The organism is Paraburkholderia sp. DHOC27 (assembly GCF_003429005.1).
In the GTDB taxonomy this organism is placed as follows: domain Bacteria; phylum Pseudomonadota; class Gammaproteobacteria; order Burkholderiales; family Burkholderiaceae; genus Paraburkholderia.
In genome coordinates, this window is the sequence record NZ_QVQV01000006.1 from 172,246 (window position 1) to 195,573 (window position 23,328).

At 63.2% G+C, this 23,328-nt stretch carries 21 protein-coding genes; 8 read left to right on the forward strand and 13 right to left on the reverse strand.

The features are described from left to right. Nucleotides 1–108: 108 nt before the first annotated feature. Both tgt and queA read right to left on the reverse strand, forming a co-directional pair. Nucleotides 109–1,344: a tRNA guanosine(34) transglycosylase Tgt gene (gene tgt / locus D0B32_RS19490; RefSeq protein WP_259295055.1), complete on the reverse strand. Its 1,236-nt coding sequence runs from the start codon at nucleotides 1,342–1,344 to the stop codon at nucleotides 109–111. Nucleotides 1,345–1,571: 227 nt separating this feature from the next. Further along, entirely contained in the window at nucleotides 1,572–2,621 is a 1,050-nt protein-coding gene (queA, locus tag D0B32_RS19495; RefSeq protein ID WP_117336301.1) for a tRNA preQ1(34) S-adenosylmethionine ribosyltransferase-isomerase QueA, read from the reverse strand. Between the two features lie 309 nt (nucleotides 2,622–2,930). Here queA and recG point away from each other — a divergent pair, with 309 nt between their 5' ends. The 7 genes from recG (at nucleotide 2,931) to ubiA (ending at nucleotide 10,168) form a co-directional block, all read left to right on the forward strand. Further along, the gene (gene recG, locus D0B32_RS19500; RefSeq protein ID WP_117335931.1) at nucleotides 2,931–5,189 is read left to right on the forward strand and encodes an ATP-dependent DNA helicase RecG; all 2,259 of its coding nucleotides are present in this window, start codon (nucleotides 2,931–2,933) and stop codon (nucleotides 5,187–5,189) included. A gap of 131 nt (nucleotides 5,190–5,320) precedes the next feature. Continuing rightward, nucleotides 5,321–6,280 (forward strand): LysR substrate-binding domain-containing protein, encoded by a 960-nt coding sequence (locus D0B32_RS19505; RefSeq protein WP_117335932.1) that lies wholly within the window; start codon nucleotides 5,321–5,323, stop codon nucleotides 6,278–6,280. Between the two features lie 170 nt (nucleotides 6,281–6,450). Continuing rightward, the gene (locus D0B32_RS32600) at nucleotides 6,451–6,588 is read left to right on the forward strand and encodes a hypothetical protein (RefSeq protein WP_181969849.1); all 138 of its coding nucleotides are present in this window, start codon (nucleotides 6,451–6,453) and stop codon (nucleotides 6,586–6,588) included. Nucleotides 6,589–6,655: 67 nt separating this feature from the next. Continuing rightward, nucleotides 6,656–8,107: a catalase gene (locus tag D0B32_RS19510; RefSeq protein WP_117335933.1), complete on the forward strand. Its 1,452-nt coding sequence runs from the start codon at nucleotides 6,656–6,658 to the stop codon at nucleotides 8,105–8,107. Nucleotides 8,108–8,287: 180 nt separating this feature from the next. Beyond that, nucleotides 8,288–8,449, forward strand: a complete 162-nt coding sequence (locus D0B32_RS32605; RefSeq protein WP_181969850.1) for a hypothetical protein — start codon at nucleotides 8,288–8,290, stop codon at nucleotides 8,447–8,449. 137 nt (nucleotides 8,450–8,586) lie between these two features. Next, nucleotides 8,587–9,075, forward strand: coding sequence for a Dps family protein (locus tag D0B32_RS19515; RefSeq protein ID WP_006047907.1), 489 nt, complete (start codon nucleotides 8,587–8,589; stop codon nucleotides 9,073–9,075). Nucleotides 9,076–9,304: 229 nt separating this feature from the next. After that, the gene (ubiA, locus tag D0B32_RS19520) at nucleotides 9,305–10,168 is read left to right on the forward strand and encodes a 4-hydroxybenzoate octaprenyltransferase (protein WP_117336302.1); all 864 of its coding nucleotides are present in this window, start codon (nucleotides 9,305–9,307) and stop codon (nucleotides 10,166–10,168) included. Nucleotides 10,169–10,245: 77 nt separating this feature from the next. Here ubiA and proC read toward each other — a convergent pair whose 3' ends face one another. The 6 genes from proC to D0B32_RS19550 form a co-directional block, all read right to left on the reverse strand. Continuing rightward, complete coding sequence (gene proC, locus D0B32_RS19525) at nucleotides 10,246–11,061, reverse strand: pyrroline-5-carboxylate reductase (protein ID WP_117335934.1); 816 nt, start codon at nucleotides 11,059–11,061, stop codon at nucleotides 10,246–10,248. Between the two features lie 15 nt (nucleotides 11,062–11,076). Further along, on the reverse strand, nucleotides 11,077–11,775 hold the full coding sequence (locus D0B32_RS19530) for a YggS family pyridoxal phosphate-dependent enzyme (protein WP_117335935.1): 699 nt from the start codon (nucleotides 11,773–11,775) through the stop codon (nucleotides 11,077–11,079). Between the two features lie 179 nt (nucleotides 11,776–11,954). Then, nucleotides 11,955–13,181: a glycolate oxidase subunit GlcF gene (gene glcF / locus D0B32_RS19535; RefSeq protein WP_117335936.1), complete on the reverse strand. Its 1,227-nt coding sequence runs from the start codon at nucleotides 13,179–13,181 to the stop codon at nucleotides 11,955–11,957. 8 nt (nucleotides 13,182–13,189) lie between these two features. Next, entirely contained in the window at nucleotides 13,190–14,278 is a 1,089-nt protein-coding gene (gene glcE, locus D0B32_RS19540; RefSeq protein WP_117335937.1) for a glycolate oxidase subunit GlcE, read from the reverse strand. A 204-nt stretch (nucleotides 14,279–14,482) separates the two neighbouring features. Then, the gene (locus D0B32_RS19545; RefSeq protein WP_117335938.1) at nucleotides 14,483–15,976 is read right to left on the reverse strand and encodes an FAD-linked oxidase C-terminal domain-containing protein; all 1,494 of its coding nucleotides are present in this window, start codon (nucleotides 15,974–15,976) and stop codon (nucleotides 14,483–14,485) included. Nucleotides 15,977–16,051: 75 nt separating this feature from the next. Beyond that, nucleotides 16,052–17,467: an FAD-linked oxidase C-terminal domain-containing protein gene (locus tag D0B32_RS19550; protein WP_117335939.1), complete on the reverse strand. Its 1,416-nt coding sequence runs from the start codon at nucleotides 17,465–17,467 to the stop codon at nucleotides 16,052–16,054. A 216-nt stretch (nucleotides 17,468–17,683) separates the two neighbouring features. On the opposite strand from D0B32_RS19550, the gene D0B32_RS19555 reads away from it, so the two are divergent. Further along, nucleotides 17,684–18,238: a cob(I)yrinic acid a,c-diamide adenosyltransferase gene (locus D0B32_RS19555; protein WP_117335940.1), complete on the forward strand. Its 555-nt coding sequence runs from the start codon at nucleotides 17,684–17,686 to the stop codon at nucleotides 18,236–18,238. A gap of 20 nt (nucleotides 18,239–18,258) precedes the next feature. On the opposite strand, the gene D0B32_RS19560 is transcribed toward D0B32_RS19555, so the two are convergent. From D0B32_RS19560 to D0B32_RS19580, 5 genes are all read right to left on the reverse strand, one after another. Further along, nucleotides 18,259–18,591, reverse strand: a complete 333-nt coding sequence (locus D0B32_RS19560; RefSeq protein ID WP_117335941.1) for a helix-turn-helix domain-containing protein — start codon at nucleotides 18,589–18,591, stop codon at nucleotides 18,259–18,261. A 2-nt stretch (nucleotides 18,592–18,593) separates the two neighbouring features. Then, nucleotides 18,594–18,932: a type II toxin-antitoxin system RelE/ParE family toxin gene (locus D0B32_RS19565; RefSeq protein WP_117335942.1), complete on the reverse strand. Its 339-nt coding sequence runs from the start codon at nucleotides 18,930–18,932 to the stop codon at nucleotides 18,594–18,596. Nucleotides 18,933–19,318: 386 nt separating this feature from the next. Continuing rightward, nucleotides 19,319–20,392: a 3-deoxy-7-phosphoheptulonate synthase AroG gene (aroG, locus tag D0B32_RS19570; protein WP_117335943.1), complete on the reverse strand. Its 1,074-nt coding sequence runs from the start codon at nucleotides 20,390–20,392 to the stop codon at nucleotides 19,319–19,321. 446 nt (nucleotides 20,393–20,838) lie between these two features. Further along, entirely contained in the window at nucleotides 20,839–22,305 is a 1,467-nt protein-coding gene (gene tldD, locus D0B32_RS19575; protein WP_117335944.1) for a metalloprotease TldD, read from the reverse strand. 99 nt (nucleotides 22,306–22,404) lie between these two features. Beyond that, the gene (locus tag D0B32_RS19580; RefSeq protein WP_117336303.1) at nucleotides 22,405–23,247 is read right to left on the reverse strand and encodes a carbon-nitrogen hydrolase family protein; all 843 of its coding nucleotides are present in this window, start codon (nucleotides 23,245–23,247) and stop codon (nucleotides 22,405–22,407) included. Between the last annotated feature and the right edge of the window lie 81 nt (nucleotides 23,248–23,328).

Genomic DNA, 23,328 nt, shown 5'->3' on the forward strand with positions numbered 1-23,328 from the left:
GGCCGCCCAGCGCGTCGCGAAAGTTGATTGTAATGTTGATGGTCCGGTGCTGACGGATTCTTCAGTAGAAACCCTGTAGCGGCGGCCCCGGCGGCTGCCGACATGCCGTCAGGAAGTCTGCTCGACGCCACGCGCCCGGTTTTCGTGGAAGCGTTGACGGAAGGCCTCGAACGCGTGGGCGTCGATCGACGCGCGGATTTCGCTCATCAGTTCGAGGTAGTAATGGAGATTGTGGATCGTGTTGAGCTGCGCGCCAAGAATTTCGCCGACCCGATGCAGGTGATGTAAATATCCGCGCGTGAAGTTGCGGCAGGTGTAACAGCCACAGCTTTCGTCGAGCGGCCGTAGCGAATTCTTGTGCGTGGCGTTGCGGATCTTCACGTCGCCAAAGCGCGTGAACAGCCAGCCGTTGCGCGCGTTGCGGGTGGGCATCACGCAGTCGAACATATCCACGCCGGCCGCAACGCCCGCCACCAGATCTTCGGGCGTGCCCACGCCCATCAGGTAGTGCGGCTTGTTCGCCGGCAGCTTCGGGCCGATGTGGTTGAGCACCCGCATCATGTCTTCCTTCGGCTCGCCGACCGAGAGGCCGCCAATGGCAAGCCCGTGGAAGTCCATCTCGGCCAGACCGGCCAGCGACTCGTCACGCAGATCTTCGAACATGCCGCCCTGCACGATGCCGAACAACGCGTTTGGATTACCCAGCGCGTTGAATTCGTTGATGGAGCGCTTCGCCCAGCGCATCGACATACGCATGGAGTCGGCGGCTTCCTGGTGCGAGGTCGGAATGTTGTTGGTGGCGTAGGGCGTGCACTCGTCGAACTGCATGACGATGTCCGAATTCAGCACCTTCTGGATCTGCATCGACACTTCGGGCGACAGGAACAGCTTGTCGCCATTGATCGGCGAGGCAAAGGTGACGCCATCTTCGGTGATCTTGCGCAGATCGCCGAGCGAAAACACCTGGAATCCGCCTGAGTCGGTCAGGATAGGCTTCTTCCAGCCCATGAAACTGTGCAAGCCGCCGTGAGCGGCGACGGTTTCGAGCCCCGGACGCAGCCACAGGTGAAACGTGTTGCCGAGGATGATCTGCGCGTGCATCTCTTCGAGTTCGCGCGGCTGTACGGCCTTGACCGTGCCGTAGGTACCCACCGGCATGAAGATCGGCGTTTCGACCACGCCGTGATTCAGCGTCAGGCGGCCGCGGCGCGCCTGGCCGTCGGTGGTGATGAGCTCGAATTGAAGGCCGTTGGCAGGGCGTTCGGAAGGCGTGCCGGCCTGATCGGAGCAGGTGGGGCAGGTCGCGTCTGTTGCGCCCGCGTCGTGGCGATGACCGTCGGTCATGAGTAACTCCTATGCCACCGGAGAACAGTCCGGCGCAAATGGTGAAGGCCACCGGGCAGACCCGGCGGTCAGAAAAAGATCAGGTTGCAGCGCTGGTCTGGTGCCGCACCTTGCCGGCGCGGCCACGTCTGGATCAGCGCGGCGAGGAGCCGGAGACTACCGCGAGCGCGGACGGCGTGCAACGTTATTGCACTCGCGCCACCCTCGCTGTTCATGCGGTCTTCCGGTCAGGCGTCCTTGCGGGTAAGCAGCATGGCGTCGCCGTAGCTGAAGAAGCGGTAGCGTTCTGCAATGGCATGCTGGTAGGCCGCGCGGATCGTGTCGATGCCGGCAAACGCGGAAACCAGCATCAACAGCGTCGATTTTGGCAAGTGGAAGTTCGTCACTAACCGGTCCACCACGCGGAACCCATAGCCCGGCGTGATGAAGATGTCCGTCTCATCGCTGGTCGCGGCGAGCGGGCGCCCAGCGGCTTCCGCGTCACGCGCGGCGGCTTCGAGCGCGCGCATCGACGTGGTACCCACCGCGATCACCCGGTTACCGCGCGCCTTGGTCGCGGCGATCTTGTCGACCAGCGTCTGCGGCAACTGATACCACTCGCTGTGCATCTTGTGTTCGGCGATGTTTTCCACGCGTACCGGTTGAAACGTGCCGGCGCCGACGTGCAGCGTCAGCGTCGCACGTTCGACGCCGTGCTCCTCCATGCGGGCCAGCAGGGCGTCGTCGAAATGCAGCCCGGCTGTTGGCGCGGCCACCGCGCCCGGATTCTGCGCGAACACGGTTTGATAACGGCTCTCGTCCGTCGCGTCCGGGTCGTGTTCGATGTACGGCGGCAGCGGCAGGCGGCCGTATTGTTCGATCAGCGTCAGGCAGTCGTCCGGGAAATGCAGCGTGTAGAACGGCTCGACGCGTTCTCCCACCGTGACGTCGAATGCATCGGCGAGACGCAGCACGGTGCCCGGCGCGGGGCTCTTGCTGGCGCGAATCTGCGCGAGCGCAGTGCGCTCGCCGGTCAAACGCTCCACCAGCACCTCGATCTTGCCGCCGCTGGCCTTTTGGCCGAGGAAGCGTGCCTTCAGGACTTTGGTATCGTTGAAGACCAGCAGATCGCCGGGCGCGATGCATTCGGGCAATTCCGCGAAGCGGCGGTCCACGAAGCGCGCGGGCGTGACGGAGCCGTCCACTTCGAGCAGACGGCTCGCGCTGCGCTCGGGCAAGGCGGTCTGCGCGATCAACTCGGGCGGCAGGACGAAATCGAAATCGGAAAGCGTGAACATGCGAACGAACTGGATGCGAATGACGAAAAAGGACCGAATTGAATCCGGACGGAGGCGAATTGCGCCGACACGCGGCGGCAGGCAGCTATGATTGCGAAACGCCGCGGCCAGCTTGTCGGGCGGCGTACGGCCCAGCACGCCAACGCCGCGCACGATGCGTGCTGTGCAACTCGCGTTGATGCCGCAAACCCGCGCTGCCGAGCCGCGCGGTGAATTGCGCCGTGAACTACGAGGTGAACTGCGCGTTGAACCGCGCCACACCTTTGCGCGATACCTTTGAAAGCCGATATTGTACTTGCGAAGCGACCCATGCCCTTGTCCGAACGCCGCCTGCCCTCCGCCAGTGACGAAGTGAGCGCCGAGCCGAAGCGCTCCGCCGCGCGCGGCAAGGGCGGCGAGTTGCTCCGAGCCGGCCCGGAACCTGTGGGCAAATCGGCGAAGCCTGCGAAACCAGGCAAAGCGGAAAAAGCCACATCGGGAAAAGCGGACAAGGCCGCGCCCGCGCTCACCAAAACCGCTGACAAGCTGGCCAAACTCGGTCTCACACGCGACATCGACCTCGTCCTGCATCTGCCCATGCGCTACGAGGATGAAACCTCACTCACGCCCATCGGACACCTGCTGCCAAGCGGCATCGCGCAGACCGAGGGCGTCGTGTTCGACAACGAAATCGCCTATCGGCCGCGCCGTCAGTTGCTGGTCAGACTGCGTGACGATGCCGGTGACGAACTGGTGTTGCGCTTCCTGAATTTCTACGGCTCGCAGGTCAAGCAGATGGCGATCGGTGCGCGCCTGCGCGTGCGCGGCGATGTGCGTGGCGGCTTCTTCGGCATGGAGATGGTGCATCCCGCAGTGCGCGTGGTGGACGACGACACGCCGCTGCCGCAAGCGCTGACGCCCGTGTACCCGAGCACCGCCGGCGTCACGCAGGCGTATCTGCGCAAGGCGATCGACAACGCACTCTCGCGCACCGTGTTGCCGGAACTGCTGCCGCAGCCGATCGCGCAGACCTATATGCAGCCGCTCGGCGTGCCGCCGCTGATGGAGGCGGTGCGCATGCTGCATCACCCTGGCGTCGATTCCGACGAGACCGCGCTGATGGACGGCACGCATCCAGCGTGGGTGCGTATCAAGTTCGAGGAATTACTGGCGCAGCAGTTGTCGCTCAAACGTGCCCACGAGGAACGCCGCACGCGCACTGCGCCGACCATGCCGAGGCGCACGGCCGACGACCCTGCTTCGCTGGTCGCGCGTTTGCTGAAGGCGCTGCCGTTCTCGCTGACGGGCGCGCAGCAGCGCGTCGGCGGTGAGATTGCGCTGGATCTGACGCAGCCGCATCCGATGCAGCGCTTATTGCAGGGCGACGTGGGCAGCGGCAAAACCATCGTGGCCGCGTTGGCGGCGGCGCAGGCCATCGACGCCGGCTACCAGGCCGCGCTGATGGCGCCCACCGAAATCCTCGCCGAGCAGCATGCGCGCAAGCTGCGCGGCTGGCTGGAACCGCTGGGCGTGAGCGTGGCGTGGCTCGCCGGTAGCCTGAAAACGAAGGAAAAGCGCGCCGCGCTGGAAGCCGCCGCGCTCGGCACCGCGCAACTGGTGATCGGCACGCACGCGATCATTCAGGATGCCGTCGAGTTCGCGCGACTTGGCCTCGTGATCGTCGACGAACAGCACCGTTTCGGCGTCGCGCAACGACTCGCGCTGCGCGCCAAGGCGCACAACGCAGCGGACGGCGCGCGCGATTTCCAGCCGCATCAACTGATGATGTCCGCCACGCCGATTCCGCGCACGCTGGCCATGACCTATTACGCCGATCTCGACGTCTCGACCATCGACGAACTGCCACCGGGTCGCACGCCGATTCTCACCAAACTGGTCGCCGATGCGCGCCGCGAGGAGGTGATCGGCCGCGTGCGCGAAGCCGCGCTGACGGGGCGCCAGGTGTACTGGGTGTGCCCGTTGATCGAGGAAAGCGAAACGCTGCAGTTGCAGACGGCGGTCGAAACCTACGAAACACTGATCGCCGCGCTGCCCGAACTGAAGGTGGGCCTTGTCCACGGACGCCTCGCGCCAGCGGAAAAGGCCGCCGTCATGGACGCGTTCACGCGCAATGAAGTGCAGTTGCTGGTCGCGACCACGGTGATCGAAGTGGGCGTCGACGTGCCGAACGCGTCGCTGATGGTGATCGAGCATGCGGAGCGCTTTGGTCTCGCGCAGTTGCACCAGCTGCGTGGCCGGGTGGGGCGGGGCAGTGCGGCGTCGGTCTGCGTGCTGCTCTACACCGGCCCGCTGTCGATGACCGCCCGCGCCCGTCTGCAGACCATGCGTGAGACCACGGACGGCTTCGAGATCGCCCGTCGTGACCTGGAAATCCGTGGTCCCGGTGAGTTTCTGGGGGCGCGCCAATCGGGCGCGGCGATGCTGCGGTTTGCCGATCTCGAGCAGGACGGCTGGCTGATCGAGCCGGCCCGCGAGGCGGCGGCGCGCCTGCTGGAAGAGTATCCGGCGGTGGTGACCCAGCATTTGCTGCGCTGGCTCGGCACGCGCGAGCAGTATTTGAAGGCTTAAAGGGGCAGCGCAGGGGTCTCGTTACGCCCGGTAACCTTTACGGGCATTCCCGGTGCCGCGCGAGGTTGGCGAATTGGCCCCATAGGTGTATAACTGAAACCTATCGAATTCATCGCACTGATTGGTCCCCAATGACGCTCACTGAATTGAAATACATCGTCGCCGTTGCCCGCGAGCGGCACTTTGGCCGTGCGGCCGAGGCGTGTTTCGTCAGCCAGCCGACGCTGTCGGTGGCGATCAAGAAGCTCGAAGACGAACTTAACGTGCAGATTTTCGAGCGCGGCACGAGCGAAGTCAGCGTGACGCCGATCGGCGAGCAGATCGTCACGCAGGCGCAACGCGTGCTCGAACAGACGCTCGCGATCAAGGAAATCGCCAAACAGGGCAAAGACCCGCTGGTCGGGCCGCTGCGGCTGGGCGTGATTTACACGATCGGACCGTATCTGCTGCCAACGCTCGTCAAACAGATGATCAAGCGCGTCCCGCAGATGCCCTTGATGCTGCAGGAAAACTACACGCTCAAGCTGATCGAACTGCTGAAGCAGGGCGAAATCGACGTCGCGATCATGGCGTTGCCCTTCCCGGAAACCGGGCTGATGCTGCGTCCGCTGTACGACGAGCCGTTTGTCGTGGCGCTGCCGGCCGGTCACGCGTGGGAACACCGCTCGAAGATCGACCCGGGTGATCTGAAACAGGAAACCATGTTGCTGCTCGGCAGCGGCCATTGTTTCCGCGATCACGTGCTGGGCGTGTGCCCCGAGTTGATGCGCTTCTCGCAGAACGCGGACGGTATCCAGAAAACCTTTGAAGGGTCGTCGCTGGAAACGATTCGCCACATGGTGGCGAGCGGCGTGGGTATCACGGTGCTGCCGCGCATGTCGGTGCAAGACGTCAAACCGCAGGCAGGCGGGGTCGATTCCGGCCTGCTCAGTTACGTCGCCTTTGACGAGCCAGTGCCGGACCGCCGCGTCGTGCTGGCCTGGCGCAAGAGCTTTACGCGGATGCCCGCCATCGACGCAATCTGCGACGCCATCAACGCCTGCAATCTGCCGGGCGTCAACAAGCTCGATTTGCCCGTCGCGGTGAATTGAGCGAAGCCGGCGGCGGCATCAGGCAACGCTTGGGCCGCCCGAGTGCTTGCAGCATCTGGCCGCATGATCCGGCCCCTATCGAATAGATTTAATTAATCAAACACGAGTATTCGATAGTATTGTTATAGTTTCCTCCATGGATCGCCCGATCCAACGACTCGGAGGAAACCATGACGCAGCTCCAAACGCAGCTTTCCCAGCATGTTTCAATCTCGGACACATCGCCGACGGCGCGTCTGGTCGCCTCGATGATGAGTATCCGCACCGTAGCGGTGTCGCTGCTGGTCGATCGCGCGTTGAGCGCCTGAAGCTTCCTCCCATTGCGCCGGGTCTTCCCGTCTCTGCCCGGCAATTCCCCACACCTGGAGTATTCGAATGTCCGAAAACAAACTCACTACAGCGGCCGGCGCGCCCGTCGCCGACAATCAGAATTCGATGACGGCTGGTGCCCGTGGCCCGGTCATGTTGCAAGACGTGTGGCTGCTGGAAAAACTGGCGCATTTCGACCGTGAAGTGATCCCGGAGCGCCGCGTGCATGCCAAAGGTTCGGGCGCATTCGGCACGCTGAAGGTGACGCACGACATCTCGCGTTTCACCAAGGCCAAGGTGTTTGCCGAGGTGGGTAAGGAAACACCCCTCTTCATGCGTTTTTCGACCGTGGCCGGCGAGCGTGGCGCCGCCGATGCCGAGCGTGACGTGCGCGGCTTCTCGATCAAGTTCTACACGGAAGAGGGCAACTGGGACATCGTCGGCAACAACACGCCGGTGTTCTTTATCCGTGATCCGTTGAAGTTTCCCGATTTCATCCACACGCAAAAACGCGACCCGTACACCAACATGCGCAGCAACGTGGCGGCGTGGGATTTCTGGTCACGTCACCCGGAATCGCTGCATCAGGTGACGATTTTGATGAGCGATCGCGGTATCCCGCAGAACTACCGTCAAATGCATGGCTTCGGTTCGCACACGTTCTCGTTCATCAACGCGAATGACGAGCGCTTCTGGGTGAAGTTCCACTTCAAGACGATGCAGGGCATCCACAACTTTACGGATGCCGAAGCAGCCCAGGTGGTTGCGCACGACCGCGAAAGCGCGCAGCGCGATCTGGTGGAAAACATCGACAAGGGTAACTTTCCGAAATGGCGCTTCTGCATTCAGGTGATGCCGGAAGCGGACGCAGCGAACTACCGCTACAACCCGTTCGATATCACCAAGGTGTGGCCGTACAAGGATTACCCGTTGATCGACGTCGGCACGATCGAGCTGAACCGCAACGCGCAGAACTACTTCGCGGAAGTCGAGCAGGCTGCCTTTACGCCGGCGAACGTGGTGCCGGGCATTGGCTTCTCGCCGGACCGTCTGTTGCAGGGGCGTCTGTTCTCGTACGGCGATACGCAGCGTTACCGTCTTGGCGTGAATCACCATCAGATTCCGGTGAACGCGTCACGCGTGCAACGTCCGCACTCGTTTCATCGTGACGGCGGCATGCGCACGGACGGCAATCTTGGCGCGACGGTGAACTACGAGCCGAATCGTTTCGGTGACTTCGCGCAGGACCGTAACGCAGCTGAGCCGCCGCTCGCAGCGGGCGCCGTGGATCGCTACGAGCATCGCGAAGACGACGACTACTACAGCCAGCCGGCCGCGCTGTTCCGTTTGTTCGACGCGGCGCAACGGGAGCGGTTGTTCGGCAATATCGCACGCCATATCAACGGTGTGCCGCAGGAAATCCTGGCGCGGCAGCTCGAGCATTTCCGCCGTATCGATCCGGCGTACGCGCAAGGTGTGATCGCTGCGCTGGCGACGCTCACCGAAGGCGCGAAGTAACGCAGCGCGGTTCACGTCGCGGTTCACATATAAGCAGACGCAAAGAGGCAATGTCAGGCGATTGAAGCAAGCCGCGTTGTCCTCATGTATCAAATGGAAAGCAGGGTGAATGACATCGCACTTCACCCGCTTTCCGCAGTGTTTTAGAGCAAATCCGAAGCAGACCGAAGGAGAGTAATCATGGTCCAGATGGTGATGAACATGACCACCGCAACGCTCGCGCGCGACGCGCATGCCATGCACGGCAGCGTCCTCGCGCGCAAGGTGCTGGGACTGGCGATCGTGACGAGCGGCTATGCCGTACTGATCGCGCACGGCGTGCAGCACCTGTTTGGCGGCTAACGCGCGAATGCTGCGAGCCGAGGTCGCACGAAGCACATAAGGTTCTACGCTAAACTAGCGCACGTTTTCGCGCTCATGGTTTGTACATGGACGTGGCACGCTCTGTCCGGTTTGCATCACTCTTCAAAGGAGTCATCATGGCCAAGAAAGAAGCGGTACAACACGTGAATATTGGTATCAGCGACAAGGACCGCAAGAAAATCGCCGAGGGACTCTCGCGCCTGCTCGCCGATACCTACACGCTGTATCTGAAGACGCACAATTTCCACTGGAACGTCACGGGCCCGATGTTCAACACGCTGCATCTCATGTTCGAGACGCAGTACAACGAACTGGCGCTGGCAGTGGATTCGATTGCTGAACGGATTCGCGCGCTCGGCGTGCATGCGCCGGGCAGCTACAAGGATTTCGCCAAGCTGTCGTCGATCCCGGAAGCCGACGGCGTCCCGGCGGCTGAAGAAATGATCCGCCAGTTGGTGGAAGGCCAGGAAGCCGTGGTGCGCACCGCGCGCGCAATCTTCCCGTCCACGGAAGCCGCCAACGACGAACCCACCGCCGACCTGCTGACGCAACGCATGCAGACGCACGAAAAGACCGCGTGGATGCTGCGCTCGATGCTGGCTTAAGGCGGCAACGCGCATCAGGCGGTAGCGAAGGCGTTAGTGTGTATTCGCTGGCTGCTCGATGAAATCGGTGTACGAAGCCTCCCTGAACGGGAGGCTTTTTTATGCGTCGATTCATGAGATGCGGAGGGGCGACCGCGTGCGCGAACGTTTGACGGGTGGCCGCCGTCGCGGTGCCTGCCGCGCGCATCCTTTAAAATGGCGGCATCGTCTTTCCGCCTGGCGCCTGCCCATGTTCGCTCGTCTACCCCTGTATCTGCGCCTCGTCCGCATGGACAAGCCAATCGGCAGTCTGCTGCTGCTCTGGCCGACGCTGAACGCGCTATGGATTGCATCGGACGGGCATCCGTCGCTCTCGCTGCTGGTGATTTTCGCGGTGGGCACGGTGTTGATGCGCTCGGCCGGCTGCGCGATCAACGACTACGCCGACCGCGATTTCGACCGCTACGTGAAGCGCACCGAAAATCGCCCGATTACCTCGGGCAAGATCAAGGCCTGGGAAGCGGTGGCGCTGGCCGCAGCGCTGTCGCTGCTGGCGTTTTTGCTCATTTTGCCGCTCAACGCGCTGACGAAGGAATTGTCGGTGATCGCGCTATTCGTCGCCGGTTCGTATCCGTTCACGAAGCGCTTCTTTGCCATTCCGCAGGCCTATCTGGGCATTGCGTTCGGCTTTGGCATTCCGATGGCCTTTGCCGCCGTGCAAGGCCACGTGCCCACACTGGCGTGGATCATGTTGCTCGCCAACGTGTTCTGGTCCGTGGCCTATGACACCGAATATGCAATGGTCGATCGCGACGACGACATCAAGATCGGCATCCGCACCTCAGCGCTGACCTTCGGCCGTTACGACGTGTTCGCCATCATGCTGTGCTACGCGCTGACGCTCGGCATCTACCTGCAGATTGGTCTGTCGCTGGGGTTCGGCGTGCTGTATTGGCTGGGCTGGGCGGCGGCGGCGGGCTGCGCTGTTTATCACTACCGGCTGATCCGCGATCGCGAACGCATGGCGTGCTTCGCGGCGTTCAGGCATAACAACTGGCTGGGCGGCGCGCTGTTCGCGGGTATCGCCGCGCATTACGCGGCGGCGAATTTTTGAAGGGCAGTTGCGGGCATGGCGCGACGAGCATGAAGCATGGCGCACCAACCCGCAGCCCCAACCCCAGCAGCCCTACCTCACTGCTTGCCGAGCTCGTCGCCCATTTCCTTCGCTCGCGCATCCGCCGCGAGTACGCCCCGCACGATTGCATCCTTCACGCCGTTGGCGTCGAACGCGGCCAGCGCCGCGGCGGTCGTGCCACCCTTCGACGTCACGCGCTCACGTAACACCGCCGGCGGCTCGTCCGATTGCGCGGCCAGTTGCGCCGCGCCCGTGAACGTCGCCACGGCGAGCGCGCGACCTTGCGCGTCGTCCATGCCGAGTTGACGCGCGGCTTCCTGCAGCGCCTCGATGAAATAGAACACGTAGGCCGGCCCGCTGCCCGAAATGGCGGTGACGGCGTCGATCTTGGCTTCGTCGTCGAACCAGACAGTCTGGCCGACTGCACCCAACACCTGACTGGCCAGTTCGCGATCCGCTGCTTCGACGCCGCCCGTCGCGGCGAGACCGGCCACACCCATGCCGATCAGCGCCGGCGTGTTCGGCATCACCCGCACGATCCGTTGATGGCCGTTGAGCCAGCGCGATAGATCCGCGCTCCGGATGCCGGCCACGATGCTGATGACCACCTGCTGCGCGCCCAGATGCGGCGCCAGCGCCTGCGCAACCTCCTTGAGAACCTGCGGCTTGACAGCGAGCACGACGGCATCGAAGCTCGCCAACGCGGAATCGGCAGCAGCACCGGTGCGAATGCCGAACTGCTGCTCGTTGCGGGCACGCGCGTCGCTGTTGGGATCAATCGCGTACAGGTCCGCTGGCGCGACGCCGTGCTTGATCAGGCCGCCGATGATTGCAGCGGCCATATTGCCGCCGCCGATGAAGGCAATTTTCATGATGTTCCGGGAAGGTCAGTGAGAGTAATCGCGGGCGCCGAAGATCGCCGAGCCGACGCGCACCATCGTCGCGCCTTCATGCACGGCGGCTTCGAGATCGGCCGACATGCCCATCGAGAGAGTGTCCAGCGCGAGTCCATCGGCGCGCAGTTGTTCGTAGAGTTCGCGTAGCTGACGATGCGGCACGCGTTGTTCTTCGACGGTCTCCGCCGGCTCGGGAATAGACATCAATCCGCGCAGGCGCAAGCGTGGCAGCGCGGCAATTGCATGGGCAATCTGCGCCGCTTCGGCAGGCGTCACACCCGCCTTGCTGGCTTCGCCGCTCACGTTCACCTGCAGGCAGACATTGAGCGGCGGCAGATGCGCTGGACGCTGCTCGGAGAGACGTTGCGCGATTTTCAGGCGATCGACGGAGTGCACCCAGTCGAAGGCCTCGGCGACGGGACGCGTCTTGTTCGATTGCAGCGGTCCGATGAAATGCCATTCGAGCGACTCGCGCAGATCGGCCAGCGCGGCAATCTTGGCGGTCGCTTCCTGCACGTAGTTCTCACCGAACGCACGCTGTCCGGCCGCATGCACGGCGCGTACGTCTTCAGCGGGAAAGGTCTTGGAGACGGCCAGCAGGCTGACCGATTGCGCGTCGCGGCCGGCGGCCTCAGCGGCGACGCGGATGCGTTGCAGCACGGCGTCGAGATTGTGTTTGAGATCGGACATGGAACGTACCGGGGAACTTGACGACGCCACGCAGCGAACCGCGCGGCGCCTCTGACTCTGTGCGAAATCTGTGCGAGAGGCCGCGCAAGAATGCTGCGCAAGGCGGGAGGTCCAATTATACGGACCCTGCTGCGTAGCGCTGGCGGCTGTTTCCCCCGATTCGCTTCTGCACCGCGAAGCTAGCTCGCCAGCATGTGCTCGACGAGTTCGATCCAGTGCGCCACCGGCGTCGACGTGCCGCTTTGCAAATGCGCAATGCAGCCGACGTTCGCCGACACGATCACCTGCGGTTCCTGAGCCTGCAGCTTCTCGAGCTTCTGATCGCGCAGCGCGTAGGACAGCGTGGGTTGCGTCAGCGAATACGTACCGGCCGAGCCGCAACACAGATGACTATCCGCCGGCAGACGCACGTCGATGCCGAGCGCGGTCAGCATATGCTCGACCCGGCCGCGTATCTGCTGACCGTGCTGCAGCGTGCACGGCGGGTGGAATGCCACGGTATGCACGGCGCGGCGGCGCGTCACCGCGACCAGCGCTTCTTCGAACTCAGGCAGTATCTCGGCGATGTCACGGGTCAGGTCGACGATGCGCCGTGCCTTCTCGGCGTAAGCCGGATCGTCGCGCAGCAGGTGCGCGTATTCCTTCACCGTTGCGCCACATCCGGAGGCGTTCATCACGATCGCTTCCACGCCCGCTTCGACGTGGGGCCACCAGGCGTCGATATTGGCGCGGATGTCGTCCAGCGCTTCGTCGTTGTAGCCCAGATGCAGCCGGATCGCGCCGCAGCAGCCCGCCTCCTCGGCCACGACGGTCTCCACCCCGAGCGCGCTGAGCACACGGGCGGTGGCGATGTTGACGTTGGGCATCATGGACGGTTGCACGCAGCCCGCGAGCATCAGCATCTTGCGCGCATGTTTGGCGGTGGGCCATTCGAGTGGCCGCTGACGTGCCGGCACCTTGTCACGCAGTTTTCTCGGCAACAACGCGCGCACTTGCTGGCCAACGCGCATGACCGGGGTGAAGAGCGCGCTGTTCGGCACGAAGCTCGCCAGCAGACGGCGCAGCAGCCGCTGGCCGAGCGGGCGAGTGACCTTCTCTTCCGTGATCTTGCGGCCAATCTCCACCAGCCGCCCGTACTGCACGCCCGACGGACAGGTCGTCTCGCAGTTGCGGCAGGTGAGGCAGCGGTCCAGGTGCGTTTGCGTGCTGCGCGTCACCTCGGCGCCTTCGACCATCTGCTTGATCAGATAGATCCGGCCGCGTGGCCCGTCCAGTTCGTCACCGAGCAGTTGATAGGTCGGGCAGGTCGCGGTGCAGAATCCACAATGCACGCATTTGCGCAGAATGGCTTCGGCTTCCTCACCGTCGGCGCTGTGGCGAATGAAATCCGCGAGGTTGGTTTGCATCGCGTCGCTCAGAAGTCGGGGTACAACCGGCCGCGATTGAAGATGCGGGCGGGGTCGAAGGCGGCCTTCAGGCCGCGGTGGATTCGCATGATCGGCGCGGGTAGGGGCGTAAAGACGCCGGCGCTGCGGTCGTAGCCTGCGCCGGTTCGGAACATGGTGGCATGGCCGCCGGCCTGTTTCGCGCTGATGCGTACGGTCTGCGCGTCGGTTTCGGTGATCCACCAGCGCTGGCCGCCGCCCCATTCCATCAGCTGGGCGCCCGGCAGTTGCAGCGGCTCGGTGATCGAGGGCAGTGCGAGACGCCAGAGCGCCGCCTTCGGGCCGATGCCCGAGAAGAACGGATCGGTCTGCTCGCGCAAGCCGGCCCAGAAGCGTTCGGCTTCGACGGCGTCCACTACTTCTCCGCCCAGCGCCGCCCGCGCCGACTTGACGGCCGCCTCGGCGCCCGCGAGCCGGACCGCCAGCGTGCCATGGCGCCACGCGCTGGCCGTAATGGGCAGCGGCCGGCCGCCCCATTCGTTGAGCTTGCGTACCGCGTCGGTGCCGTTCATGTCGAACTTGAGCGTAGCCTCGGCCTTCGGAAACGGCAGCACCTTGATCGACAGTTCGAGGATTAGTCCCAGTGTGCCGAGCGATCCAGCCATGAGGCGGGACACGTCGTAGCCGGCCACGTTCTTCACCACCTGGCCGCCGAAGTGCAGCACCTTCCCGTGACCGTCCATCAGGACCGCGCCCAGTACGAAATCGCGTGCAGCGCCCGCCGATGGGCGGCGCGGTCCCGCAATGCCCGCCGCAATGCAGCCGCCCAGCGTGGCGCTCGGCCCGAAGTGGGGCGGCTCGAAGGGGAGCATCTGCGATTGATCGGCGAGCGCCGCTTCGATCTCGAGCAGGGGCGTGCCGGCGCGCGCGGTGATGACCAGTTCAGCCGGGTCATAGGCGATGATGCCGCGATGGGCGCGCGTGTCGAGGATGGCGCCTTCCAGCGTCTGCCCGTACCAGTCCTTGGTGCCGCCGCCACGAATCCGCAGCGGGCGGTTTTCGGCGGTGGCCGAACGGATGCGTTCAGACCAGGTGGCGACGGTGTCGTCCTCTTCCATGATGTCCTGCTTCGTTATGTTTCATTTGATTGTACCTGGCAGCGCCTCGCTGGCAACCCGGAGCGGACCCGTACCACGGGCCTGCATGCCGCGTCGCTGCGGTTGCCGCAAGGACAGAAACCGGCGGTGGGCGGTGCGTTCGGGTGCTTCGGGTTAGCCGGTAGGGGTGGCCCGGAAGCCACCCTGTCGTTGCCAGGAAGTTGTCTAGAAGCGCGGCAAATCTGGATGCGGCAACAATCCGCCTCGCACGTGCATCTTGCCGTATTCGGCGCAGCGCGCACGGGTGGGAATGCCTTTGTCGGGATTGAGCAGCCCCGGTGGATCGAAGGCGCGTTTGACCGCGTGGAAAGCGTCGCGCTCTTCGGGCGAAAACTGCACGCACATGGAATTGATCTTTTCGATGCCCACGCCATGCTCGCCCGTGACAGTGCCACCCAGCTCGACGCAGGCTTCGAGAATGTCGGAGCCGAAAGCTTCGGCCCGATGCCATTCGTTGAGATCGTTGCCATTGAACAGAATCAATGGATGCATGTTGCCGTCGCCGGCATGAAAGACGTTCATGCAGCGCAACTGATAGCGCTTTTCCATCTCTTCGATGCGCCCGAGGAGCGGACCGATGCTGCGTCGCGGCACCGTGCCGTCCATGCAGTAGTAGTCCGGCGAGATGCGGCCGGCGGCTGGAAAGGCATTCTTGCGCCCTGACCAGAAGCGCAGACGCTCGGGTTCGGAACGCGATATCTGGATGCGCGTGGCGCCATGCTCGCGCAGCACCGCGGTCATGCGGACGATTTCCTCGGCCACTTCCTCAGGCGTGCCATCCGATTCACACAGCAGGATCGCCGCCGCGTCGAGATCGTAGCCGGCCTTGACGAATTCCTCGACGGCTTGCGTGGCCGGCTTGTCCATCATCTCGAGACCGGCGGGGATGATGCCGGCCGCAATGATGCCCGCGACCGCGTCGCCGCCCTTGACGACGTCGTCGAAGCTCGCCATCACGACCTGCGCGGTTTGCGGCTTCGGAATTAGCCTGACAGTGACTTCGGTGACGATGGCAAACATGCCTTCGCTGCCAATCAACACCGCGAGCAGATCGAGGCCCGGCGCATCGGGCGCGAGCGAGCCGAATTCGACCACTTCGCCTTCCATTGTTACGGCGCGCACGCGCAGCACGTTATGCACGGTCAGGCCGTATTTCAGACAGTGCACGCCGCCGGAATTCTCGGACACATTGCCGCCAATCGTGCAGGCGATCTGCGACGACGGATCAGGCGCGTAGTAGAGGCCGTAGGGCGCGGCCGCTTCGGAAATGGCGAGGTTGCGCACGCCAGGCTGGACTGTTGCCGTACGCGCGTAGGAGTCCACCTCGACGATCTTGCGAAAGCGCGCAAGCGATACCACGACGCCATGACGGATCGGCATGGCGCCGCCGGAGAGGCCGGTGCCCGCGCCGCGCGGCACGATGGGGACGTCGAGCCGGTGGCAGATCTGCACGATGCGTTGCACCTGCGATTCGGTTTCCGGCAACGCCACCGCCAGCGGCAACCGGCGATAAGCCGCCAGGCCGTCGCATTCGTAGGCGACCGTATCTTCCTCGCGATACAACAGGCAGTGAGTGGGCAGCACAGCCATCAACGCCTGCACCACTTCGCGCTGCCGCTGCGCCAGCACTTCAGCCGACAGTTCGGCAGGTGCATTCATATCGTCTCTCCTCGTACTCCGAACTACCGGGGCGCGGTCGTGCCGCGCGAAATTACATGCGTGAGGCGGCGAGGCCTAAGCCGCCCACGAGAAAATCTTGCCAGGGTTCATCAGATTGCGCGGATCGAGCGCGTGCTTGATCGCGCGCATGGTGTCGACCGCGACCTCACCATGCTCCTCGAGCAGGAAGCCCATCTTGTGCAGCCCGACGCCATGCTCGCCGGTGCAGGTGCCGTCCATGCGCAGCGCACGCTGCACGATGCGCTGATTGAGCCGCTCCGCTTCGGCGAGTTCTTCGGGCTTGTCCGGATCGATCAGGATGGCGACGTGAAAATTGCCGTCGCCGACATGACCGACGATAGGACAGGGCAGCGACGAGGCAAGCAGGTCCTGCTCCGTTTCAATGACGCACTCCGCAAGCCGCGAGATCGGCACGCAGACATCGGTGGTGACCGCGCGGCAACCGGGTTTCAGTTGCAGCATTGCGAAGTAAGCGCTGTGCCGCGCATTCCACAAACGGCTGCGGTCTTCCGGACGCGTGGCCCATTCGAAATCTTCACCGGCGTGCTGTGCGGTGATTTCCTGCACCAGTTCCGCCTGTTCCTTCACGCCCGCTTCGGTGCCGTGAAATTCGAAGAACAGGGTGGGTGCTTCACGCAAACTCAGATTCGAGTGACGGTTGATGGAGCGGATGGCAAGCGAATCGACGAACTCGACGCGAGCAATGGGCACGCCCATCTGAATGGTTTCGATGACGGCGCGCACCGCTTCACCCATTGACGGAAACGCGCACACGGCGGCGGAAACCGCTTCGGGCAGCGGATAAAGCCGCACGGTGATTTCGGTGATGACGCCGAGTGTGCCTTCCGAGCCGACCAGCAGGCGCGTGAGGTCGTAACCGGCCGACGACTTGCGGGCCCGCGTGCCGGTCTTGATGACACGGCCGTCGGCGAGAACCACGCTCAGCCTAAGCACGTTTTCGCGCATCGTACCGTAGCGCACGGCGTTGGTGCCCGAGGCGCGGGTCGCGGCCATGCCACCGATGCTCGCGTCCGCGCCGGGGTCAATGGGGAAAAAGAGGCCGGTGTCGCGCAGCGCTTCGTTCAACTGCTTGCGGGAAATGCCAGGCTCGACGGTGACGGTGAGGTCTTCCGCATTGATGGACAGCACCCGGTTCATTTCCGACAGATCAATCGAGACGCCGCCTTGCACGGCGAGCAGGTGTCCTTCTAGTGAGGAGCCGTTGCCGTAAGGGATGAGCGGCACGTCGTACTGGCCGCACAGCTTGACGACGGTCTGCACGTCTTCTGTGTTGCGCGCGAATACCACGGCATCGGGCAATTGCGGATCGAATGGTGACTCGTCGCGGCCGTGATTGGTGCGCACCGCGTCGGCGGTTGACAGGCGTTCACCGAAGGCTGCCTTGAGCGCGCCGAGCAGTTCAGCGGGGAAGGGGCGGCGCAACGGCGCCGGCGGCGCGGGATGGTTCACACGTGTCTCCTGATTGCTGGTTACAGCGGCGCTTTTACAGCTTGTGATTTCATTTTACGCCGATCGCTCGACGGCCGGCGTGCGGCCCGGCTGACGAACCTATAATGGCTGCGAGCCGGCGCCATGCCGCATGTTCGCGCGTTCCGTGTGGTGATTGCACGAGTCTTTCATGCACTGGACGCCTGCGTATCCGCTACTGACAGGACGAGACATATCATGGGTAATCGCTTGAGCAAGATCGCCACCCGGACCGGTGACGACGGCACCACAGGGCTCGGCGACGGTCGCCGGGTTGGCAAGGACGACGCGCGGATCGCGGCGATTGGCGACGTGGACGAACTGAACTCGAATCTCGGCGTGCTCCTGTGCGAAAAGCTACCTGACGATGTGCGCGCTGCGCTCGTGGCGATCCAGCACGACCTGTTCGATCTAGGCGGCGAGCTGTGCATTCCAGGTCACACGATGATCACCGACAAGCACCTCGGCCAACTGGACGGATGGCTTGCCGACTACAACGCCAATCTGCCACCGCTCAAGGAATTTATCTTGCCCGGCGGGACACGTTCAGCGGCGTTGGCGCATGTGTGCCGGACTGTCTGCCGACGTGCGGAGCGGGCCATCGTGACGCTGGGCCGGACGGAGACCATCAACGCCGCACCCCGACAGTATGTGAACCGGCTTTCGGATCTCCTGTTCGTGCTCGCCCGCGTGCTCAATCGCGCCGACGGTGGCAGCGACGTTCTGTGGCAGCACGATCGCGATTCGAAGTAGGGGATTCAACCCACCGCGGCTCAACCCACCGCGAGCGTGACCGGCTTGCCGATTCGGCTCATCATTTCAACGAGCGTGTCGATGGTGAACTTGGCAGTTTTCTTGTTGACGACGTCGGACACGCGCGGACGCGAAACCATCAGGATTTCGGCCGCCTCGGCCTGCTTGAGGTGATGCTCGTCGATCCACGTGGACAGTTCGGTCATCAACTGTTCCTTCAAAAGACGCGTGTCGTTGATCTGTTTCTGCGAAGCCGCGTGGAGCCGGTTTGCTTCTTCGGCGGGGAAGCCGAGTTCGAGGAAGAGATTGGCCCCGGGCTTGGTTACGTGACGGATTTTGGTGTCGATCGTCATTGCTACATCCTTTTCTCGTTGATCACGGCGCGATAACGCGCCTCAGCAATATTCCTGTCGTGCAGGCTCGTGACCTGCGATTGCTTCTGGAAGCAGTGGAGCACGTAGACCGCTTCCACGAACTTCGCTACATACATGACGCGGTAAATCCCGCTGCATTTTTCGATGCGGATTTCCCGCGTTCCGGCGCCCACCGCAGCGAATGGCTTCCAGTCGTCCGGGTCGAGGCCAGCCTGAACCTTGCTTAACTGGAAGCCTGCCTGTCTGCGTGCTTCCTCTGGGAACGCCCGTAAATCTTCGAAGCTGGAACCCATCCAGCGAATTTCTTTGTCCTGCTCCATAAGCACCTTTCATGTATAAAATCTTATACCAATCTCTCCGGAACAGCAAGCGCGCTTTTCCGCCCTGAGGAGATACGGTACAGGCCACAGACATGAAGAACCATTCAGCCAGATGGCCATCTGGCGGGGGATACAGGAAGGTGATGCGTGCGGTTGAAGCTGCTGGCGAGGAGTGTGACGGTGGCCCGAAACGGGCATGGAGACAGGCGCGAGGGTTGAACTGAAACCTCTCTTGAATAGCTGGCCGAAAGCCGAGGGACGCGGCTGGAAAAAGCAAACGGCCTCACTGGTAGAAGCCAGTGAGGCCGTTCGTTCAACGCGATCCGAGATTGTGACCGGGCTTTCGCAACCCGATTCGTGTACTAGCGCGGTGTGACGCGTTACGCTCAGTTGCCGCTACCGCGTGCAAGCCGGCGTTGCTTGACGGATTCCGCGAGTCCTTCGAGCACCGCGATACTTTCGTCCCAGCCAATGCAGGCGTCGGTCACGCTCTGGCCGTAGGTCAGCTCGCAGCCTTCCTTCAGATCCTGGCGGCCCGCCACGAGATGCGACTCGACCATCACGCCGACGATGCGCTCGTCGCCATTCGCAACCTGACGGCCAATATCCGCGCACACCGGAATCTGGTTCTCATGCTTCTTCGAGCTATTGGCGTGGCTTGCGTCGATCATCAGACGCGCCGCAAGGCCGGCCTTGCCGATATCGGCGCAGGCGGCATTCACGCTGTCCGCGTCGTAGTTCGGCGTCTTGCCGCCGCGCAGGATGATGTGGCAGTCCTCATTGCCTGCCGTCGAAACGATGGCCGAATGGCCGCCCTTCGTGACCGACAGGAAATGGTGCGGCTGCGAAGCGGCCTTGATGGCATCCACAGCGATCTTCACGTTGCCGTCCGTGCCGTTCTTGAAGCCCACCGGGCACGACAGCCCCGACGCCAGTTCGCGGTGCACCTGCGATTCGGTCGTACGTGCGCCAATCGCACCCCAGGAGATCAGGTCTGCGATGTATTGCGGGCTGATCATGTCGAGGTACTCGGTGCCGGCCGGCAGGCCGAGTTCGTTGATGCGCAACAGCAGTTCGCGCGCGGTGCGCAGGCCGTCGTTGATCTTGAAGCTGTTGTCCATGTGCGGGTCGTTGATGAGACCCTTCCAGCCCACCGTCGTGCGCGGCTTTTCGAAGTACACACGCATCACGATTTCGAGTTCGCCCGCGAAGCGCTTGCGCTGTTCGACGAGGCGTCCCGCGTATTCGAGCGCAGCCTTGGTGTCGTGAATCGAGCACGGTCCGATGATCACGATCAGGCGGTCGTCCATGCCGTGCAGGATGCGATGCATCGAGCGGCGAGCGTTGTAGATCAGATCCGAAACCTGCTCTTCGCAGGGGAATTCGCGGATCAGGTGCGCGGGCGGTGTCAGTTCTTTCAATTCTCGAATGCGGACGTCGTCGGTGTTGTGCGGGGGCATGCTTGTTCTCCAGGATTCGGTTCGTAGCGTGTTCGCGTGGGCAAGACAGTCAGCGATGCCGGTGCGGACAACATTCAAAGCAGTTCAGCAGGTCAGGGGTGTTCGGCGAAGCGGGGCAAAAGTCAGCGTGAGAGTCGGCCCGTGGCCCGCGAGGCGTAATCAAAGTCAGGAGGCGAAAAAAAACCGCCAGACTCGCTGGCGGTTTTTCGGGAATTTCGGGTGCCTTACGTGCACTAACACCCCTCTCGATCCGCCAGCGGTCTGAGATGCCAGAAAAAATAAAAATAAAACTTGGCGGACATGGCGAAAGTGAGGTCGCTGGACAAAAAAGGGTGAATGACTTTATAACCCGGTCAACACGGGCTGACAACCCATTGACCATGAAAATGCGGATAATCCGCATACTTCGTGCCATTGATGCACGAAGTATGCGTGAAACGGCAAATTTAAGCGGTGCCGCCGACCGTCATCTTCTCGATGCGCAAGGTAGGCTGACCCACGCCCACCGGCACGCTCTGGCCTTCCTTGCCGCACACGCCCACGCCCGAATCCAGCGACATGTCGTTGCCGATCATGGTGACGTACTTGAGCGATTCCGGGCCGCTGCCAATCAGCGTGGCGCCCTTCACCGGATACGTCACCTTGCCGTTTTCGATCATGTAGGCTTCCGACGCCGAGAACACGAACTTGCCGTTGGTGATGTCCACCTGGCCGCCGCCGAAGTTCACCGCGTACAGACCATTCTTGACCGAGGCGATGATTTCCTGCGGGTCTTTATCGCCATTGAGCATGTAGGTGTTCGTCATGCGCGGCATGGGCAGCGCGGCGTACGATTCGCGGCGCGCGTTGCCGGTGACGGGCATCTTCATCAGGCGCGCGTTCAGCGTGTCCTGGATGTAGCCCTTCAGGATGCCATCTTCGATCAGCGTGGTGCACTGGGTGGGATTACCTTCGTCGTCGATGTTCAGCGAACCGCGGCGGTTCGGCAGCGTGCCGTCGTCCACCACGGTGACGCCCTTGGCCGCCACCCGCTCGCCGATGCGTCCGGCAAACGCCGACGAACCCTTGCGGTTGAAGTCGCCTTCCAGACCGTGGCCGATCGCCTCGTGCAGCAGCACGCCGGGCCAGCCCGGTCCGAGCACGACGGTCATCGCGCCGGCCGGAGCGGGGCGGGCGTCGAGGTTGACGAGCGCAGCGTGCACAGCGTCGTCCACGTACTTCGACAGTACTTCGTCGGTGAAATAGCCGTAGTCGAAGCGGCCACCGCCGCCGCCGCTGCCGATTTCGCGGCGGCCGTTCTGCTCGGCGATCACCGTGACGGAAACGCGCACGAGCGGACGGATGTCCGCGGCAAGCGCGCCGTCGCTGCGGGCCACCAGCACCACGTCATATTCGCCGGCGAGGCCCGCCATCACCTGCTGGATGCGCGGATCGCGGCCGCGCGCCATCTGTTCGATGCGCTCGAGCAGTTTGACCTTCGCGGTGGCATCCAGCGAATGTAGCGGATCGGACGGCAGATACAGATCACGCCCGGCGACGCCCGTTAGCGACGACGCCACCTTGATCTTCTGCTTGCCGCCGCCGGCCTTGGCGATGGAGCGCGTAGCGAGAGCCGCCTGACGGATCGCTTCGGGCGACAGATCATCGGAATACGCAAACGCCGTCCGGTCACCGGACACGGCACGTACGCCGACGCCTTGATCAATGCTGAAGCTGCCAGATTTGACGATGCCTTCTTCAAGACTCCAGGCTTCGCTGCGGGTGGCCTGGAAATACAGGTCAGCGTAGTCGATGCGGTGCGTGAAGATCTCGGCGAGCGTGCGGCTGAGCAGGGCTTCGTCGAGTCCGTAAGGCGTGAGGAGCACGTCTTTGGCGGTGGCGAGATTTCGGATTCCGGGTTCGATGATATTCATGCGAAGTATGTTCTGCTCAATACAAAGGGGTTCGGTTGACGCGGCGCGCGCATGGGTTAGATGGGTAGGCAGCGTCGCACTTTCAATGTCTGCTTCGGTTTAGCTCGTCAGTACGCGGTGACGCCAGGCCGGCAGGCTCTGCCGGACTTCGTCGATGCGGGAACGCTCCAGATTGCCGGCCACCACGCCGGCGCCTTCGTCACGTACCGCCACGATCTCCCCCCACGGGTCGATCAGCATGGTGTGGCCCCATGTGCGGCGGCCGTTTTCGTGCGTGCCGCCTTGCGCCGCTGCGAGCACGTAGCATTGATTCTCTACCGCTCGCGCGCGCAGCAGGGTCTCCCAGTGCGCGCGCCCGGTCGTGTAGGTGAAAGCGGACGGCACCACCATCAGTGCGCAATCGCCCAGCCGCCGGTACAACTCCGGAAAGCGTAAATCGTAGCAGACCGACAGGCCGACTCGCCCAAACGGTGCCTCGAAGCTCTGCGGTTGCTCGCCGGGACGGATGGTGCGCGCCTCGTCGAACGATTCTGCGCCTTTTTCGAAGCTGAACAGGTGGATCTTGTCGTAGCGCGCCACCTCCTCGCCCTGCGGGTTGAACACCAGCGTGGTATTGAGGACGCGGTTGGCTTCCGGCGCAGTGAGCGGCAGCGTACCGCCAATGATCCACACGCGATGACGCCGTGCGGCATCGGCCAGAAAGCGTTGGATGGGACCGTCGCCGTAGGCTTCGCGGACACTGAGCTTGTCCGTGTCCTTGAAGCCCATGAAGCAGAAGTATTCGGGCAGCAGGACGAGTTGGGCGCCGTCGGCGGCGGCTTCGGCGATCAGACGTTCCGCCTCGGCCAGATTGCGTTCGCGATCGGGCGTGCTCACCATTTGCAGGGCGGCGACGCGGTAAGACGGGACAGGAGATTGCGTAGTGCTGTGTGCTTCGCTCATGAGCGTTTCGAAAGACTCCTGGCTATGAACTGACTGCGGAACCAACGACAGAACCTGTTGCGGAACCAACGGCAAAGCCGG